General features: G+C 67.7%; 12 protein-coding genes. 7 read left to right on the forward strand and 5 right to left on the reverse strand.

What is annotated here, in order from left to right:
• Positions 1-66 precede the first annotated feature (66 nt).
• Entirely contained in the window at positions 67-1,047 is a 981-nt protein-coding gene (locus tag WKB88_RS00755; protein ID WP_341392636.1) for a M56 family metallopeptidase, read from the reverse strand.
• A 29-nt stretch (positions 1,048-1,076) separates the two neighbouring features.
• On the reverse strand, positions 1,077-1,454 hold the full coding sequence (locus WKB88_RS00760; RefSeq protein WP_341392637.1) for a BlaI/MecI/CopY family transcriptional regulator: 378 nt from the start codon (positions 1,452-1,454) through the stop codon (positions 1,077-1,079).
• Between the two features lie 231 nt (positions 1,455-1,685).
• Here WKB88_RS00760 and WKB88_RS00765 point away from each other — a divergent pair, with 231 nt between their 5' ends.
• Genes WKB88_RS00765 through WKB88_RS00780 form a run of 4 tightly spaced genes read left to right on the forward strand, consistent with a single transcriptional unit; the run spans position 1,686 to position 8,913 of the window.
• A complete protein-coding gene (locus tag WKB88_RS00765) occupies positions 1,686-3,338 on the forward strand; it encodes a cytochrome ubiquinol oxidase subunit I (protein ID WP_341392638.1) in 1,653 nt (550 codons plus the stop codon).
• Between the two features lie 37 nt (positions 3,339-3,375).
• A complete protein-coding gene (gene cydB / locus WKB88_RS00770) occupies positions 3,376-4,395 on the forward strand; it encodes a cytochrome d ubiquinol oxidase subunit II (protein WP_341392639.1) in 1,020 nt (339 codons plus the stop codon).
• Positions 4,392-7,886, forward strand: a complete 3,495-nt coding sequence (cydD, locus tag WKB88_RS00775; RefSeq protein WP_341392640.1) for a thiol reductant ABC exporter subunit CydD — start codon at positions 4,392-4,394, stop codon at positions 7,884-7,886. Before cydB ends, cydD begins: the two co-directional genes overlap by 4 nt.
• A 34-nt stretch (positions 7,887-7,920) precedes the next feature.
• Positions 7,921-8,913, forward strand: coding sequence for a GNAT family N-acetyltransferase (locus WKB88_RS00780; RefSeq protein ID WP_341392641.1), 993 nt, complete (start codon positions 7,921-7,923; stop codon positions 8,911-8,913).
• 2 nt (positions 8,914-8,915) lie between these two features.
• On the opposite strand, the gene WKB88_RS00785 is transcribed toward WKB88_RS00780, so the two are convergent.
• Together WKB88_RS00785 and WKB88_RS00790 are read right to left on the reverse strand one after the other, a co-directional pair.
• Positions 8,916-9,605, reverse strand: a complete 690-nt coding sequence (locus WKB88_RS00785; protein WP_341392642.1) for a metal-dependent transcriptional regulator — start codon at positions 9,603-9,605, stop codon at positions 8,916-8,918.
• An 87-nt stretch (positions 9,606-9,692) separates the two neighbouring features.
• Complete coding sequence (locus WKB88_RS00790) at positions 9,693-10,772, reverse strand: hypothetical protein (RefSeq protein WP_341392643.1); 1,080 nt, start codon at positions 10,770-10,772, stop codon at positions 9,693-9,695.
• A gap of 115 nt (positions 10,773-10,887) precedes the next feature.
• Between WKB88_RS00790 and WKB88_RS00795 the strand changes: the two genes are divergently transcribed.
• From WKB88_RS00795 to WKB88_RS00805, 3 genes are all read left to right on the forward strand, one after another.
• Positions 10,888-11,262 carry a metal-sensitive transcriptional regulator gene (locus WKB88_RS00795; RefSeq protein ID WP_341392644.1) on the forward strand — a complete coding sequence of 125 codons (375 nt, stop codon included), beginning with the start codon at positions 10,888-10,890 and terminating at the stop codon, positions 11,260-11,262.
• Between the two features lie 89 nt (positions 11,263-11,351).
• On the forward strand, positions 11,352-11,573 hold the full coding sequence (locus WKB88_RS00800) for a heavy-metal-associated domain-containing protein (RefSeq protein WP_341392645.1): 222 nt from the start codon (positions 11,352-11,354) through the stop codon (positions 11,571-11,573).
• A gap of 51 nt (positions 11,574-11,624) precedes the next feature.
• A complete protein-coding gene (locus WKB88_RS00805) occupies positions 11,625-14,045 on the forward strand; it encodes a heavy metal translocating P-type ATPase (RefSeq protein WP_341392646.1) in 2,421 nt (806 codons plus the stop codon).
• 150 nt (positions 14,046-14,195) lie between these two features.
• Here WKB88_RS00805 and WKB88_RS00810 read toward each other — a convergent pair whose 3' ends face one another.
• The gene (locus WKB88_RS00810; RefSeq protein ID WP_341392647.1) at positions 14,196-16,721 is read right to left on the reverse strand and encodes a DNA gyrase/topoisomerase IV subunit A; all 2,526 of its coding nucleotides are present in this window, start codon (positions 16,719-16,721) and stop codon (positions 14,196-14,198) included.
• Positions 16,722-16,772: the final 51 nt, after the last annotated feature.

Consider the following 16,772-nt stretch of genomic DNA (forward strand, 5'->3'; position numbering starts at 1 on the left):
CGAACACCCCGCGCCCCGGGCCGAGCGCCCCGGGGCCGGTCATAACGCCGAACACCGCGGCGGCGGCTAAAGGATGCCCGGTGCTATCAGCAGGGTCGTGGGAACAGCCAGCAGCAGTGCCGAGATGATGAGCACGGCGGTCCGCTGCCAGGCCGGCAGGGGCGGCAGCGGAGTGAGCAGGCGGCTCAGCCGCCGTACCGTGCCCAGCTGCTCCTGCTCGTCAGGGCCGGCCAGCAGGGAAGCGGAAGCGTCCTGCGCTTTTGCCGCGGTGCCCTGAAGGCCCCCTTCCGCGGGCTGTGCGCCGGTTCCCACGATGGCGACGGCGCGGATCAGGGTTTCGGGCTTCACCGTGCGCAGGGCCTCGTCGTCGGCAAGCATCTCAATGAGTTCGTTGACGGACTGCTGGGCCAGCTGCGAGGTCGGCAGCCAGGGAAGGGCGGCCCGCCAGGCAGCGAACGCCCACAGGAGCAGATGGTGGCGCTGGGACAGGTGCGCCTTCTCATGGATGAGGACGGCGGAGAGCTCTTCGTCCGAGAGCATCTCCAGCAGTCCGTCCGAGAGGACCGTGACGGAACGCGCCCCGCCGGGCAGGCAGTATGCCACCGGCGCGGGATGGTTGATGACCAGTGTGGCCGGCCGCGTGGCCGAGGGGGAACTCAGCAGAGTGAGCATGCCGCGGTGCCGTCGGCGGCCGCGGCGGATCCGGTAATAGGTCAGCAGCAGCGTGAAGACCAGGTGGATGCTCAGCAGCAGGGCGGCGCTCAGGGCGAAGACATGCACCAGTCCCAGGGTTGTGGCCGGGGACCGGTCCAGCAGGATATTCCAGAGTCCGTGCAGGGCCGAGACGAGGTTGTCGCCGATGGGCTCGAGACCCCACGTGAGCATCGACCCGATCATGGACAGGCCGCCGGCCAGTGCTATGGCCTGCCACAGCACCATGGCCGTGAAGGGGGACCGTGCGGGCCATTTGGCCCGGGACAGGGCAATGGGAACCGGCCACGCCAGCACGAGGGCCAGCGCAGCCAGGCAATATGAGGCCCAAAACACCGCGGCGGAGAGTAGCTGGGGCTACCGGGTCAGGCGCCGCCGAGCAGTCGCCGCAGGGTCTCGGCCTCGGTGACCGAAACGGAACCGATGAACCGGGCCAGCACGGCCTCCCGGTCGCTCACCGATCCGAGGACTTCATGCATCAGTTCGGCTGTGTGCTCTGCCTTGGTGGTGACGGCGCGGTAGCGGTGCGGGCGGATGTTCCGCTCCCGTTCCACCAGGCCCTTCTTCTCGAGGCGTGAGAGCACAGTGAGGATGGTGGTGACTGCCAGTCCCTTGCCGGTCCCCGTGCCTGCCTCCGGATTGGCCTGCGCCAGTTTTTCGCGCAGTTCGTTTGCGCTGGCCGCCTCCGGGGACTCCCACAGGAGATCCATTGTTGCCCGTTCCAGCTCGCCGAGGGTGGCCATCCGTGTCCCGTCCTTCACATCATGCAAATCAGTAGCCTCCGCTGTCCGCCGCGGTGCGCCGTGTGGCATTGCGACCGGGGTACGAAAGAGAGGTGTGGTGTGTCTAAATGTACAGGTTTTTCGCCGTTAGTTCTACATCACGTAGAAAACTTTTCGGAAGTGCTCTACGATCAGTTTTAGAAACGACTTCTACGCTCTGTAGAACTCTGGTCCGACTAAAGGAATCCTCCCTTGGAAGCACTCGACATTGCCCGCTGGCAGTTCGGCATCACCACGGTCTACCACTTCCTCATGGTGCCGCTGACTATCGGCCTGGGGCTGGTGGTCGCGACCCTCCAGACCATGTGGGTCCGGACGGGAAAAGACGAATACCTGCGGATGACAAAGTTCTGGGGCAAGCTGTTCCTGATCAACTTCATCATGGGCGTGGCCACCGGCCTCGTGCAGGAATTCCAGTTCGGCATGGCCTGGAGCGAATACAGCCGTTTTGTCGGTGACGTCTTTGGTGCACCGCTGGCGCTGGAAGCACTCCTGGCCTTCTTCACTGAATCCGTCTTCCTGGGCCTGTGGATCTTCGGCTGGGACCGCCTGCCGAAGAAAATCCACCTGGCCTCAATCTGGATCGCGACGCTGGCTTCGGTGCTGTCGGCCTACTTCATCCTGGCCGCCAACTCCTGGATGCAGCACCCCGTCGGCGTGGAAATGGTCGACGGCCGGCCGGTCCTGAATGACATTTGGGCCGTGCTGACCAACAACACGCTGCTGGTGGCCTTCCCGCACCAGATCACCGCGGCCCTCTCCGTCGCCGGCGGATTCCTGCTGGGCATCGCCTGGTTCCACCTCTGGAAGCGGCGCCGGGACGGCATCGACACCGTCAATGACGACGGCACCGTCACCGTTGGCTCCCGTCCGGAAACCGGCCGCGACAAGACCGACTACAGCGTGTGGATCAAGTCGCTGCGGATCGGCGCCGTCGTCGCCATGGTTTCCTTCGCCGGCACGGCCCTGACCGGTGACCTGCAGGGCAAGCTCATGTTCGAGCAGCAGCCCATGAAGATGGCGGCTGCCGAGGCAGCCTGCCACGACGGCACCTCCTTCTCCGTCCTTTCCATCGGCGACGTCGGAGCCAAGAACTGCGACGACGTCACCGCGGTCATCGAGGTTCCCGGGATGCTGTCCTTCCTGGCGAACGGTAATTTCGACACCGAGGTCAAGGGCGTCAACACACTGATCCCGGAGTACCAGGAAGCGTACGGCACGCACATTCCGGACGATCCCAAGTACGGCGAGCAGGCCGGCACCGAAATCGACTACCTGCCCGTCATGTCAGTGACCTACTGGGGCTTCCGCCTCATGATCGGCTTCGGCGGCATTGCCGCGGCCGCGGCGGCGGCAGCACTGTGGGTGACCCGCAAGGGGACCGTTCCGCAGTCCAAGTGGCTCATGCGCCTGGCCGTGTTCGGCATCCTTGCTCCCTTCGGCGCCAACAGTGCCGGATGGATCTTCACCGAGATGGGTCGCCAGCCGTTTGTCGTGGCACCCAACCCGAGCTTCACCGGCATCGACCAGGTGTTTATGTTCACCGCTGCGGCAGTGTCTCCGGGGGTTTCACGGGCGGAGCTGCTGTTCTCGCTTGCGGCCTTTGTCCTGGTCTACCTGTCACTGCTGATCGTGGAAGTGAAGCTGCTGTTCAAGTTCACCCGCGGCGGAGTTCCGGCCGCGATGCCCGAACTCCTGCACGGCGACGGGCACGACGGCGGTTCCTCCGGCGGCCTCGATTCCGCCGGCGGTGACGACGGAACCGGCAGCGACGGCTCCAACGGCGACGGCTCCGGCGGCGGCAAGACCAAGCAGCCCGACGACGTCCTTGGCTTTGCCTACTAACCTCAGCTTTGCCCACTCAGCAGTCTGGAGCACAGAAGTGATTTCGCTACCCACCCTTTGGTTCATCGTCCTGGCCTTCCTCTGGACCGGATACCTCTTTCTGGAAGGATTCGACCTCGGCGTCGGCATGCTCATGAAGCTCATGGGCCGCAGCGAGAAGGACCGCCGGGTCATGCTCAACACCATCGGCCCGGTGTGGGACGGCAATGAAGTGTGGCTCATCACTGCCGGCGCCATGACCTTTGCCACCTTCCCGCTGTGGTACGCGGCGCTGTTCTCGGCCCTGTACATTCCGCTGGTGTTTGTCCTGCTCGGCCTGATCTTCCGGGCCGTGTCGATCGAATACCGCGGCAAGCACAACGACGACCGCTGGCGCAGCCGCTGGGACTGGGGCATGGCGCTGGGATCCTTCATCTCGGCCTTCGGGGTCGGTGCCGCCCTGGCACTGACCACCACCGGCCTGCCGCTGAACGAAAACGGCGACCGGGTGGGCGGGGCCTTTGCCTGGTTCAACGGATACGCAGTCCTGGGCGGGCTCGCCGTCGTTGCCTTCTGCCTGGTCCACGCCTGCGTGTTCCTGGCGCTGAAGACCCGCGGCGACATTGAGGTGCGGGCCCGCCGCGCCGTCGTCCGCTGGCTGCCGCTGGGTGTGCTGCCCATGGCCGCCTGGGCCATTGTGGTGCAGCAGCAGTACGGCAAGGCTCTGACCCTGATTCCGCTGGTGATTGCCGTGGTTGCCGCCGTGCTCTCCTGGACCATGGCGCGCCGGGGCAGGGACGGCTGGAGCTTCACCTACATGGGCCTGTTCCTGGTCGCCGGAGTCTTCACGATTTTCGCTGCGCTGTACCCGAATGTCCTGCCCTCCACGCTGAACCCGGCCTGGAGCCTCACCGTGGAGAACGCGTCATCCTCCGACTACACCCTGACCGTCATTTCCTGGGTCTCCCTCTTCGGCCTGCCCCTGGTGGTGCTCTACCAGGGCTGGACCTACTGGGTGTTCCGCAAGCGCATTACCGCTGAATCCATCCCCGCCGCCCACACGGTGAATGCCCAATGAAACCGGTGCTTCCCGTCAGCGCCGCCAGCCGGCGCGCGCTGTATCTGCTGGGCCTGCTGGCCGCCGTCAAGGCCGCCGGTTTGGTGCTGCTGGCCACCGGGGTTGCTGCCGGCGTTGCCGGGCTGGCCACCGGCGGGCCGGACTGGCGCTGGGTGCTGGCCAACGGCATTGCCGGTGCCGTCCTGCGCTCCGTGGCGGTCTGGGGAACCGAAACCGTCTCCCAGCGCGCCGCCGCGGGCGTCAAGGAGGAGCTGCGCGCTTCGCTGACCTCCCGGGTGCTCGACGACGGCGGGAGCGCCCCGGGCATGGGCAGCGGCGCCCTGAGCGTACTGATCACCCGCGGGCTGGACGGCCTGGACAACTACTACGCGAAGTACCTGCCCGCCCTGGTGACGTGCGCCGTCGTACCCCTGCTGGTGGGACTGCGCATCCTGTCCGCCGACTGGCTGAGCGCGCTGATCGTGGTCCTGACCGTGCCGCTGATTCCGGTGTTCATGATCCTGATCGGGCTGCACACCGGAGACAAGACCGCGGCCGCCGTCGACGCCCTGAACCGGCTCTCGGACAACATGCTCGAGCTCGCCAAGGGCCTGCCGGTTCTTGTCGGCCTTGGCCGCGCCCGTGCCCAGACCCGTGCGCTGCGTGATGTCGCGGACAACTACCGCACCCGCACCCTGGAAACCCTGCGCGTGGCCTTCCTGTCCTCCCTGGCGCTGGAACTGATTGCCACCATTTCCGTGGCGCTGGTTGCCGTGGTGATCGGCGTGCGCCTGGTGAACGGGTCCATGTCCCTGGAACTGGGCCTGCTGGCCCTGATCCTGGCGCCCGAGTGCTACCAGCCGCTGCGGGACCTGGGCACAGCCCACCACGCCAGCGAAGACGGGCTCGAAGCGCTCAAACGCACCAACTCGGTCCTGGACGCCCCCGCTGCCGTACCCCTGGTTCCCGCCAACGCCCCGCACTGGGAAGGCAGCGCAGAGTTTCCGGCCGGAACCGGACTGACCGTCTCGGGGCTGACCATACGCTATGCCGGACGCCCCGCACCGGCCGTCAGCAACCTCAGCTTTTCCGTGCCCGCCGGCAGTATCGCCGCGCTGACCGGCGCCAGCGGCACGGGCAAAACCTCAGTGCTGGAGGCGCTCGCCGGGCTCCGCCGCAGCGGCGGGGACACCACCCTCGAAGGTTCCGTCAGCGGCGTCGAGCGGGCCGGCATTGCCTGGATTCCCCAGCACCCCGTGCTCGTGGAAGAGACCGCCGCAGCAGAGATCGCGCTGTACTCCGGGCTGGGAAACGGAGCGGAAGGCCGCCGGGCAGCGGTTGATGCGCTGGCCGCGATCGATTCCCTGCATTTGCTGGAGGCCCGCACCGCTGACCTGAGTCCCGGTGAACAGCGCCGCGTCGCCGTTGCCCGCGCCCTGGCCCGCGTTGCGTCCCAGCCGCAGGTGCGCATCCTGCTCGCCGATGAACCCACGGCCCACTTGGATAGCCGCAGCGCCGCCGCCGTTATCCGTGCGCTGGAGAGCCTGCGGGGTTCGGTGACCGTCCTGCTGGTGGCTCATGACCGGGCGGCGGCGTCCATCGCCGACCGCTTGATTCCGGTGGGCACCGACGCCTTCGACGGGCCGGACCTTTCCGGGACACTTCCGGCTGAAACCGGCGCTGGAACCGGCGCCCCGCTGGATGCCGCCCCGGGCTCCCCGGCTGCCGCACCGGACGCTTCCGCGGTGCTCGCCCCCGCGCCCGCAGCTGCCCGCTGGCAGGAGGAGCTTGACGAAACCGGCACGCACCCGGTGCACCAGCCGCTCTGGAAGAACCTGATGGTTCTGCGCCCGTGGAGCCGGCAGTTCCTTCTGGCCCTGCTCCTGGGCACCGGAGCCACGCTCTTTGCCGTGGCCCTGACCTCGCTGTCCGGCTGGCTGATTGTGCGCGCATTCGAGCAGCCGCCGATCCTGCTGCTGCTCACCGCAATTGTGGGGGTCCGGTTCTTCGGCATTGGCCGGTCTATCCTGCGCTACCTGGAGCGGCTGCAGCTGCATGACGCTGTCTTCCGCGCCACCAACTCCATCCGGATCCGGCTCTGGAACGGACTGCTGCAGCGCCCCGAGGGGTGGCGCCGGCTGGCCCGCGGGGGCGGCGCCCTGGAGCGCCTGGTCGGGGACGTTGATGAACTGCGCGACATTGCTCCGCGCGTCGTGTTTGCCCCGCTGACCGGGTTCTTCACGGCTGTTGCCGCGTGCATCGCGACCGGCCTGCTGCTGCCGGAGGCGCTTCCTGCGCAGATTGCCATCTGCGTGGTCGGTCTGGTCATTGCTCCCCTTTTGGCCCACGGTGCTGATGCCGCGGCACGCGCGGCAACCGTGCGGCTGCAGTCCCGGTCCATGTCGGCCATGGCGCGGCTGCTCTCCGCAGCCCCGGACCTGGCGGCCAACAGCAGCGCACCCGAGGTCTTTGCCCGGCAGCAGGAACTGGACGCCCGCGCCTCCGCCGCCGTCCGGCGCAGCGCCTGGGCGCAGGGGTTCGCCAATGCCCTGACCGCACTGGCCTGCTCGCTCGGCGCGCTGTACATGCTGACCCTGGCGGAGTCCGTGCCGGCCACCGTGTCCGCCGTCGTTGTCCTGATGCAGCTGGCGCTCATTGAAGCGTTCATTGCCGTCAACGGATCCGTCCAGCAGTTCACTGCCTGGCGGACGCTGGGCGACAAGGTGCTGCCCGATCTGGGGACCGACGACGTCGAGCCGCTCGAAGCGCCTGACGCGGAAGGCCGCGCCGAAACGGGCAACCTCGGCGAAGCGAAGCCCGCGGCCTCCGGCGTCCGGGCCGTGGAATCCGTCCAACTGCGCGGCGTCAGCTACAGCTATCCCGGCCAGGGCCGCCCGGTCTTCAAGGACCTGAACCTTGACCTGTACCCGGACAGCTGGCTGGCCGTAACCGGGCGTTCGGGCAGCGGAAAATCCACGCTGCTGGGCGTCCTGCTCGGCTTCCTGGTTCCGCAGGAGGGAACTTTCTTGATCAACGGGACTCCTGCCGCCGACCTCCCGCCGGCGGCCCGGCGGATGGCCTGGTGCCCGCAGGAAGCGCATCTGTTCGACTCCACGCTGCGCGGCAACCTGCTGCTGGCCCGCGACCGCGGGCAGGCGCCGAGTGACGCTGAAATGGCAGCAGCCCTTGACGCCGTCGGGCTGGGCCCGTTCCTTGCCGGACTTCCGGACGGTCTGGATACCCGCGTGGGCGGCGGCGGGCACTTCCTCTCCGGCGGACAGCGCCAGCGCCTCGCCGTTGCGCGCGCCCTCCTGACCGAGGCCGACGTCGTGCTGCTGGACGAGCCCACCGCGCACCTTGATGCGGAGGCGGGGGAGCAGCTGATGGCTGACCTCGCCGCCGGGCTGCGGGGCAAATCCGTTGTTGTCGTGACCCATAATCCGGCCGATGCTGCGTGGTGTGAACGGACCCTGGCCCTGGACGGGGCGGTATGTGCCGCGTCACAGGGTTAGGAAGCTCCCGGGGAGAGTGTCTTAAGCTGGGAAAATGACTACCGCGCCTCCTGAAATCCCAGCCCCCACCACCGGCCTTCGCTGGCGGGCCATTACGGCCGAGGATGTCGACAGCTGGCTCGAGCTGATCCGGCGCATTGCCGCCGCGGACAAGCCGGGCTATGTCGAGCAGCGCGCCGACCTGGAACACGTTCTCTCCGCGAGCGGCGACAATCCGGCCCGTGACACCCTGCTGGGCCTGGACCGCGACGGCGTTCCGCGTGCCTACGGATATCTGGTCCGGACCGAAGGGTCGGACAAGATCCACGGGGCCGGGGGAGTGGACCCGCAGTGGCGCAGGCGCGGCATCGGCACCGCCCTGCTGCGCTGGCAGCAGCAGCGTGCCCGCGAGCGGCTGCTGGAATCAGGGCACGAAAAGGGCCTGCTGCGGTTCATGGCGGAGGAAGACAACGCCTCGCACGTCGCACTGTTCCACGCGGCAGGGGCCAAGGTGGTGCGCTACTTCACCGAGATGACCCGGCCGCTGGATGCAGGCATTCCCGATGCTCCCCTCCCGGAGGGGCTGGAATACGTCACCTTCAACGAGGAGATTTCCGAGGCCCTGCGGCAGGCGCACAACGAGGCGTTCCAGGACCACTGGGGCAGTGAAGAGCGCGACACCGAACGGTGGCAGCACAACGTCGAACATCCGCACTTCCGTGCGGACTGGACCTTCGCGGTAATGGATACCGCCGCCGGGGAGATCGCCGGTTACAACATCGCCTCCTTTGACCCGGAGGGAAAGAACCGCCACGGCTACACCGAGGGGTATACCGAACTGCTCGGCGTGCGGCGGAACTGGCGCGGGATGGGCCTGGCACCGGCCATGCTCGGTGAAGCCATGCGCCGGTACAAGGCATCCGGAATGGAACGCGCCGGGCTCGGCGTGGACACGGAAAACCCGTCGGGCGCACTGGGCCTGTACGAGCGCCTCGGCTACGTGCCGACCTACCGCGAGGTCGTTTTCGACCTGCAGGTGCTGCCGTAGCCTTAGTGCGTTTGCTCCCCGCCGGCCGCAGGCAGGACCCAGATCGACTGCGCGGCGGGGAGCCCCAGTTCCAGGCGTTCGCCTGAGGCTGCCAGCGTGAGCGTGCCAGCATAGGCCTGGCGCTGCAGCACCTGCACCTGCACATCCAGGTGCAGTCCCAAATTGGCCAGGTAGCGCAGCAGCTCCGGATCAGTGTCCGAGACCCGGGCAATGGTTGCGGCCGTTCCGGCGTCGCAGGCGCTCAGCCGCACGGCGGCCAGGGGCGGAAAGCTGCCGTCGCGGGAGGGAATGGGATCCCCGTGCGGGTCCCGCACCGGGTAGCCCAGACGCCGGTCGAGCGCGTTGACCATCTTGTCGGAAACCGCGTGCTCCAGATGTTCGGCCTCGTCGTGGACTTCGTCCCAGCCGTAATCCAGGTACTCCACAAGGAACGTCTCAATGAGCCGGTGCCGGCGCACCATGGCCACTGCCTCGCGGGTCCCGGCTTCGGTCAGGGTGATCGAGCCGTAGCGTGCATGCGTCAGCAGCCCCTGCGCCGTCAGCTTTTTGACCGCCTCGGAGACCGACGACGGCGAATTGCCCACGTGCGCGGACAGGGCAGAAACCGTGACCGGTGCATCGGTCCATTCCTGGGCGGTCCAAATGACCTTGAGATAGTCCTCGGATGCGGCTGAAAGCTGATTGGTACCCACCCCTCAAGACTACGTGAAGCCGGTTGCGCGGGTTGCCCTGACGCCGGTCCAGCGGTGCGCGCCCTTGTGCAGGGGGGGTGCCCGTGTCTAGGTGCGCAGGGTCCAGCTGCCGTCCTGTGCCGAGCGGTGCCATTCCTGCCGCGGCCCGCCGGTCTCCCGGACGGCGTCGGTGAGCCAGATGGTCTCGTCCGGATCCCAGCCGGCAATCACCGATGCCGTCGCGTCGTCGATCATCAGCGCCCGGCCGGCATTGCCCAGATAACCCCGGACAGTCAGATGGACTGCGTCCCACTCCCCGGCCACCTGTTCCCAGTCCGGGATCACCCACCGGCCGTCGCGGCCGGTGGTCTGGAACCAGTCATGGCGCCGCGAGGCAGTTACATCGAGCGGGAACCTGCAGCAGAGTGCTTTCCAGTCGGTCTCCGTGTTGATCTCCAGGGTCCTGCCTGCTCCCAGAAGGGGAATGGCGGTTGCCTTCTGCCAGCCCAGGGCGTCCTCAACGAGGTTGAGGCCTGCCGGAATCCGTCCCACACTGCGGAGAAGCCCGGTCGGGATGGACCACCAGGAACCGGACACGTTCGCGTCCAGGCCGTACGCCGCCTCCGCCGCCCGCCGCTCCTCCGCGCGTATGCCGCGTCCCCAGTCCGCCAGTCTTTGCCGGGGGTCCTGTCCCAGCGGAGGCGGGGCGTCCGGGTTCTGCCAGTCCACCGCCCACTGCCGGGGCAGGCGGGGTTGCGCACCCGGACTCATGGCCCGCGTTTCCATGACCAGCGCTGCCAGAGGAACGAGTGCCTCGCGGATGACCGGCAGTGCCGCCAGCACGTCCTCGCCCTCCGGCGGCTGCCAGTACCTGGCGCTGTTCACTGCGGTTTCGAACGCGCGCCATACCAGTCCGTCGTCCACACCCGGGGGATTCAGGGCCGCCAGAACAGCCGCCAGTTCTTCGGGGGAAACAGGGCCTGAGCAGCTGCCGTCATCACCGCCGCTGCCGCTGTCGCCGGGCACCATCAGGCCGAAGAGGACACGGCTCGTTCCTTTTCCGGGGTCAAGCTCATAGCCCAGATCGAACACGGCGCTTCTCACCGCAGGGTCCAGTTCTTCCGCCAATTCCAGACACAGGCGGCGTCCCCGGGGCCCTGCAAGCAGAAAATCCGCGTCGTCGCTCATCGGATCATCGTTGCACACGCCGGTTTGGAAGCCCCGACCATACCCCCAGGGGGTACTTGACGATATACCCCGAGGGGGTATATGTTGGTTCCAAGTTGACCATGAGGAGCGAGATATGACCCAGATTCAGGAACACGGCACCGCACCCGCGGAGGACTCCTCCCTGCAGGGGAATGCCGCGAAGGAGCACACCGGCGCGCATGGCTATGCCACGGACAAGGATGCCTACCTCAAGCGGCTGCGGCGGATCGAGGGCCAGGTCCGCGGAATCGCACGCATGGTCGAGGACGACAAATACTGCATCGACATCCTGACCCAGGTGGCGGCCATCAACAAGGCACTGCATGCCGTCAGCCTCGGCCTCGTGCAGGACCACATGTCCCACTGCATAGTGGATGCGGCACGGGAAGCGGATGCCACCGGCAATCCGGACCTGGTGCAGGCCAAAGTCCAGGAAGCCACTGACGCCATCGGACGCCTCCTGCGCTAGCAGGCACGCCCGCAGTCACTGCGGCGGCAACGTCAACACATCAACCAGGCCGAAACGCCGACCACTAAACACCCAACAAGGAGAAACCCGTGGAAACCACACTCAACATTTCCGGCATGACCTGCGGCCACTGCGTCGCATCCGTCACCGAGGAACTTGAGGCCCTTGACGGCGTCGAGTCAGTCAGCGTCGACCTGAACGCAGGCGGGGTCTCGACCGCCGTCGTCACCTCCAGCCGCACCCTTACCTCCGCCGAACTGGGCGAAGCCGTGGCCGAGGCGGGCTACCTCGTGGTGGAAGCCTCAGCCTAACCGCCGGTGCCGCACCGGCACCGCACCGCAATTTCCGGAAGGACAGCAGTTATGAGTACCGAAGATCTGCTTCAGCAGCCGCAGCAGCGCGTCGTCAACCTGAAAATTGAGGGGATGACGTGTGCCTCCTGCGTCGGCCGGGTGGAACGCAAACTCGGCAAGCTGGACGGTGTGGAGGCTACCGTCAACCTCCCGCTGGAATCTGCACAGGTGACGGTGCCCGAGGGGATGTCCGACGAGCAGATCCTGCAGACGGTCGATTCCGCCGGCTACAAGGCGCACGTGGTGCGCCCGGCGGGAGCGACCCGCCTCCGCCCCGCGCACGACGAGCATGCCGGCGGCCGGGAGCACGACGGCGGCCAGGCAGACGGCATGCACGGCGAGGACCATCTGGCCCATGGCGGAACGGGCTCAGACCACGGTGACGGCGAAGACCACATGTCGCACGGCGGAACCGCCGCAAGCCTGCGTCCCCGGCTGATCCTGGCCGCTGTCCTGACTGTTCCGGTGTTCTTCGTCTCCATGATTCCTGCCCTGCAGTTCAGCAACTGGGGCTGGTTTGCCGCTTTGCTGTCGCTGCCGGTCGTCACCTGGTCCGCGTGGCCGTTCCACCGGGCCGCGGCCATCAACGCCCGCCATCTGGCGTCAACGATGGACACCCTGGTGTCCATCGGTGTGATCGCTTCCTATCTGTTCTCGCTGGTGACGCTGGCCGCGGATCCGTCGCTGACGGCCCATGCGGGAATGGCGGACATGGGCGGGACGGCTGAAGCCGGCCATGCCAACCTCTACTTCGAGGTGGCCGCGGTTGTGGTCACCTTCCTGCTCCTGGGCCGCTATCTGGAGGCCAATGCCAAAGCCCGCGCGGGGGACGCGCTGAAGGCGCTGCTCAGCCTGGGCGCCAAGGACGCCACAGTGCTGCGGAACGGCTCCGAAGTCCGGGTGCCGGCCGATCAGCTGCAGGTCGGGGACATGATCGTGGTCCGGCCCGGCGAGAAGATCGCGGCCGACGGCGTCGTCACCGACGGGCGTTCCGCCGTCGACGCTTCCCTGATCACCGGTGAATCCGTACCGGTGGAAGTTGGGCCCGGCGACGCCGTTACCGGCGCCACCGTCAACACCTCGGGCCGGCTGCTGGTCCGGGCCACGCGGGTCGGCAGCGAAACCACCCTGGCCCAGATGGGCCGGATGGTCAGCGCCGCGCAGACCGGCAAGGCGCCGATTGCCCGGCTGGCGGACCGCATCAGCGCAGTCTTCGTCCCCATCGTCCTGGGCATTGCGGTGCTGACCTTCGTCCTGTGGATGGTCTTCACCGGCGACGTGCAGGGCGCCTTCACCGCCGCCGTCGCGGTGCTGGTCATCGCCTGCCCGTGCGCGCTGGGGCTGGCTACCCCGGTGGGCCTGCTCACCGGTACCGGACGCGGCGCCCAGCTGGGCATCCTGATCAAGGGCCCGCAGGTGCTGGAGGACACGCGGACCGTGGACACCATCGTGCTGGACAAGACCGGAACGGTCACCGACGGACGTCTTTCAGTGGTCCGGACCCTGGCCTTCGATCCGGACCAGGATGAGACCGCACTGCTCCGGCTCGCCGGCGCCGTTGAAGCGGCGGGGGAGCACCCCATCGCCGTCGCCATCGCAGCAGCAGCCCTGGAAACCGCCGGACGGGACGCCGAAGGCAACGGCGTCCTCCCCGCGGTGACCGACTTCGATTCAGCGCCCGGCGGAGGCGTCCGGGGCACCGTTGACGGCCGTGCCGTCGTCGCCGGCCGCCCGGGCTGGCTGGAAGAGAACGGCATTTCACTGGCGGAGGACGCGCGGAACCTGCTCCGGACCGAGCAGGAAGCCGGATCCACCGCGGTCCTCGTCGCGGTGGACGGCCGCGCCGCCGGAATCATCAGCCTGCAGGACAACCTGAAGCCCGGATCGGTGGCGGCCATCGCCCGGCTGCGGGCCCTGGGGCTGCGGCCGGTGCTGCTGACCGGGGACAATGCCGTGGTGGCAGCCCGGGTGGCGGAGGCCGTCGGCATCGCCCCCGAGGACGTACTGGCGGACGTCCGACCGGAGGGCAAGGTGGAAGCCGTGAAGCGGTTCCAGGCGCAGGGCGCCACCGTGGCCATGGCCGGCGACGGCGTGAATGACGCACCGGCACTGGCGCAGGCAGATCTGGGCATTGCCATGGGCTCGGGTACCGACGTCGCCATCGAGGCTGCGGATCTGACCGTGATGGGCAACGATCTGGGACAGGTGGCCACCGCCATCGAACTGTCACGGCGGACGCTGAGCACCATCAAGACGAACCTGTTCTGGGCCTTCTTCTACAACGCGGTGGGCATTCCGGTGGCAGCCCTCGGGCTGCTGAATCCGATGATTGCCGGCGCCGCCATGGCCGCCAGCTCCGTGCTGGTGGTAGGCAACTCGCTGCGGCTGCGCAGCTTCGGAAAGTCGGACCCCGCCCTCACCGCGAAATAGCAGCAAGGGCTCTTCCGAGCTCCCACAGCGGCATCTTCTGCCACCTCGGCGGAAGGTTCGGGCAAGCGAAAGGCCGGGCGGCCCACACAGGGCCCGCCCGGCCTTTCGCTTGTTCCCGGCTCCAGCCGGCTCCGACGGGAGTTCCGGCAGTTAGCCGGCCGCCGGATCAACGCCCGGCTCGACCGGGGTGTTGCTCGGACCGACCTGGTCCACCGGGTTGGTCAGCGGGATGCCGGAGCCGTCCCGCCGTCCGTGCTCGGTGGGCAGCGCCCGTGCCACGCCGTTGGCGGCCGCTGCCTTCGCCGGGCCGTGCCCGGCCCACGCCACCACCAGGGCGTCCTCGCCCTTCAGGAACCGGTGTGCGCGGACCCCGCCCGTGGCGCGGCCCTTGACCGGATACTCGGCAAATTCGGTCACCTTCACGGAACCGCCGGGTGTGCCCGGGATGGTCTCGCTGCCGGTGGAAACGGTGACGACGACGGCGGCGGGATCATTCTGCGCCACCACGCCGAAGAACAGCACCCGGTCATCGGCGCCCAGCTTGATGCCGGCCACACCGCCGGCCGTGCGGCCCTGCGGCCGGACCAGGGAGGCGCTGAACCGCAGCAGCTGGGCCTGTTCGGTGATGAACACCAGTTCGTCGGTGTCCTGCTGCGCCACTCCCACACCCACCACTTCATCCTTGGGCTTGAGCGTGATCGCTTCCCAGTCGTCGCGGTTCAGCGGATAGTCGGGATTCACCCGCTTCACAATGCCGTTGCGCGTCCCGAGGGCCACAATCTCGTTCAGCGGCACCAGCCCCACCAGCTTTTCGCCCTTGGCCAGTGTCATGAAGTCCTTGACCGGCACGCCGCCGGCCATGTTGGGCAGGCCCGACGTCGGCGGGAGGGCAGGCATGTCCAGGACCTGGACACGGACCATCCGGCCCGACGACGTCACAGCCCCGATCTCGCCGCGCGCCGTCGTCTTCACCACGGAACGGAACACGTCGTGCCGCACCCGCTGGCCGGCCTCGGTGAGCGGCTCCTGGTTGGCGGTGCGTGCCAGCTGCCCGGATGTTGTCAGGATGACCCAGCACGGATCATCGGCGATCTCCAGCGGCAGCGCAGCTTTGGCGCCCTTACCGGTGACGGCGGGAGCCGCGGCTACACCCTTCAGGGGAGAGGACGCCTCGGATTCCAGGAGTACGGTCCGCCGCGGCGTGGCGTACTTCGCGGCAACTTCGCCGAGTTCATCGGAAACCAGGGCGCGCAGCCGCGGCTCGGAATCCAGGATGGCCTGGAGCTCCTTGATGGCCAGCAGCAGTTCGTCCTTTTCCTTTTCCAGCTCGATGCGCGAGTACTTGGTGAGCTGGCGCAGCCGCAGCTCCAGGATGTGGTTCGCTTGGATTTCGGTGAGGTCGTAGATGGCCATCAGGCGTTCGCGGGCTTGGGCCGTTTCATCGGACGAGCGGATGATCTGGATGACCTCGTCGATGTCCACGATGGCGATCAGCAGGCCCTCGACCAGGTGCAGCCGCTCCTGCTTCCTGCGCAGGCGGTAGGCGGTGCGGCGGCGGACGACGCCGAGGCGGTGCGCCACATAGACCTGCAGCAGTTCCACCAGTCCGAGGGTCCGGGGCTGGCCGTCCACCAGGGTGACGTTGTTGATGCCGAAGGAGTCTTCCATGGGCGTGTACTTGTACAGCTGCGCCAGTACCGCGTTGGGGTTGAAGCCGTTCTTGAGCTCAATGACCAGGCGCAGGCCGTGGCTGCGGTCGGTCAGGTCCACGATGTCGGAGATGCCCTGCAGCTTCTTGGACGTGACCGCGTCCTTGATTTTCTCGATGACCTTTTCCGGGCCCACCATGTACGGCAGCTCGGTGACCACCAGGCCGGTGCGGCGGGCGGTCAGCTGCTCCACCTCCACCTTGGCGCGGGTCTTGAAGGAGCCGCGGCCGGAGGCGTAGGCGTCGCGGATTCCGTTCAGGCCGACAATCCGTCCGCCGCTGGGCAGGTCGGGGCCGGGAATGAACCGCATCAGCTCGTCTAGCGGGGCGTCGGGGTTCGCGATGAGGTGCTGGGTGGCCGCTATGACCTCGCCGAGGTTGTGCGGGGCCATGTTGGTGGCCATGCCCACGGCGATGCCGGTGGCGCCGTTGACCAGCAGGTTGGGAAAGGCTGCGGGCAGCACTTCGGGCTGCATCAGCTGGTTGTCGTAGTTGGGGACGAAGTCCACCACGTCTTCGTCCAGGTGGTCCGTCAGCGTCAGCGCGGGGGCGGCCAGCCGGGCTTCGGTGTACCGCGCGGCGGCGGGACCGTCGTCGAGCGAGCCGAAGTTGCCGTGCCCGTCGATCAGCGGCAGGCGCAGCGACCAGCTCTGGGCCATGCGCACCATGGCGTCGTAGATGGCGGAGTCGCCGTGGGGATGGAGCTTGCCCATCACCTCGCCCACGACGCGGGCTGACTTCACATGGCCGCGGTCCGGCCGCAGCCCCATGTCCGCCATCATGTACAGGATGCGCCGCTGGACGGGCTTGAGCCCGTCGCGGGCGTCGGGGAGGGCGCGCGAATAGATCACCGAGTACGCGTACTCGAGGAAGGAACCTTCCATCTCGGTGGTGACATCAATGTCGATGATGTTCTCGGCGATGATTTCGCCGGGTGCGGTTTTGGAGACGGTTTGGCGCCGGGCCATGCTGTTGTCGGGTCCTTGCAGTTAGGGGGTAAACGGGTGTGCAGGGGGCGG

Source organism: Arthrobacter sp. G119Y2, assembly GCF_038069765.1.
Taxonomy (GTDB): domain Bacteria; phylum Actinomycetota; class Actinomycetes; order Actinomycetales; family Micrococcaceae; genus Arthrobacter_B.

What these genes read in the sequence shown, in the direction of transcription:
- WKB88_RS00760 (WP_341392637.1), bottom strand. Translation starts at nt 1,454, where the DNA reads ATGGCCACCCTCGGCGAGCTGGAACGGGCAACAATGGATCTCCTGTGG.
- WKB88_RS00810 (WP_341392647.1), bottom strand. Translation starts at nt 16,721, where the DNA reads ATGGCCCGGCGCCAAACCGTCTCCAAAACCGCACCCGGCGAAATCATC.
- WKB88_RS00795 (WP_341392644.1), top strand. Translation starts at nt 10,888, where the DNA reads ATGACCCAGATTCAGGAACACGGCACCGCACCCGCGGAGGACTCCTCC.
- WKB88_RS00790 (WP_341392643.1), bottom strand. Translation starts at nt 10,772, where the DNA reads ATGAGCGACGACGCGGATTTTCTGCTTGCAGGGCCCCGGGGACGCCGC.
- cydD (WP_341392640.1), top strand. Translation starts at nt 4,392, where the DNA reads ATGAAACCGGTGCTTCCCGTCAGCGCCGCCAGCCGGCGCGCGCTGTAT.
- WKB88_RS00780 (WP_341392641.1), top strand. Translation starts at nt 7,921, where the DNA reads ATGACTACCGCGCCTCCTGAAATCCCAGCCCCCACCACCGGCCTTCGC.
- WKB88_RS00805 (WP_341392646.1), top strand. Translation starts at nt 11,625, where the DNA reads ATGAGTACCGAAGATCTGCTTCAGCAGCCGCAGCAGCGCGTCGTCAAC.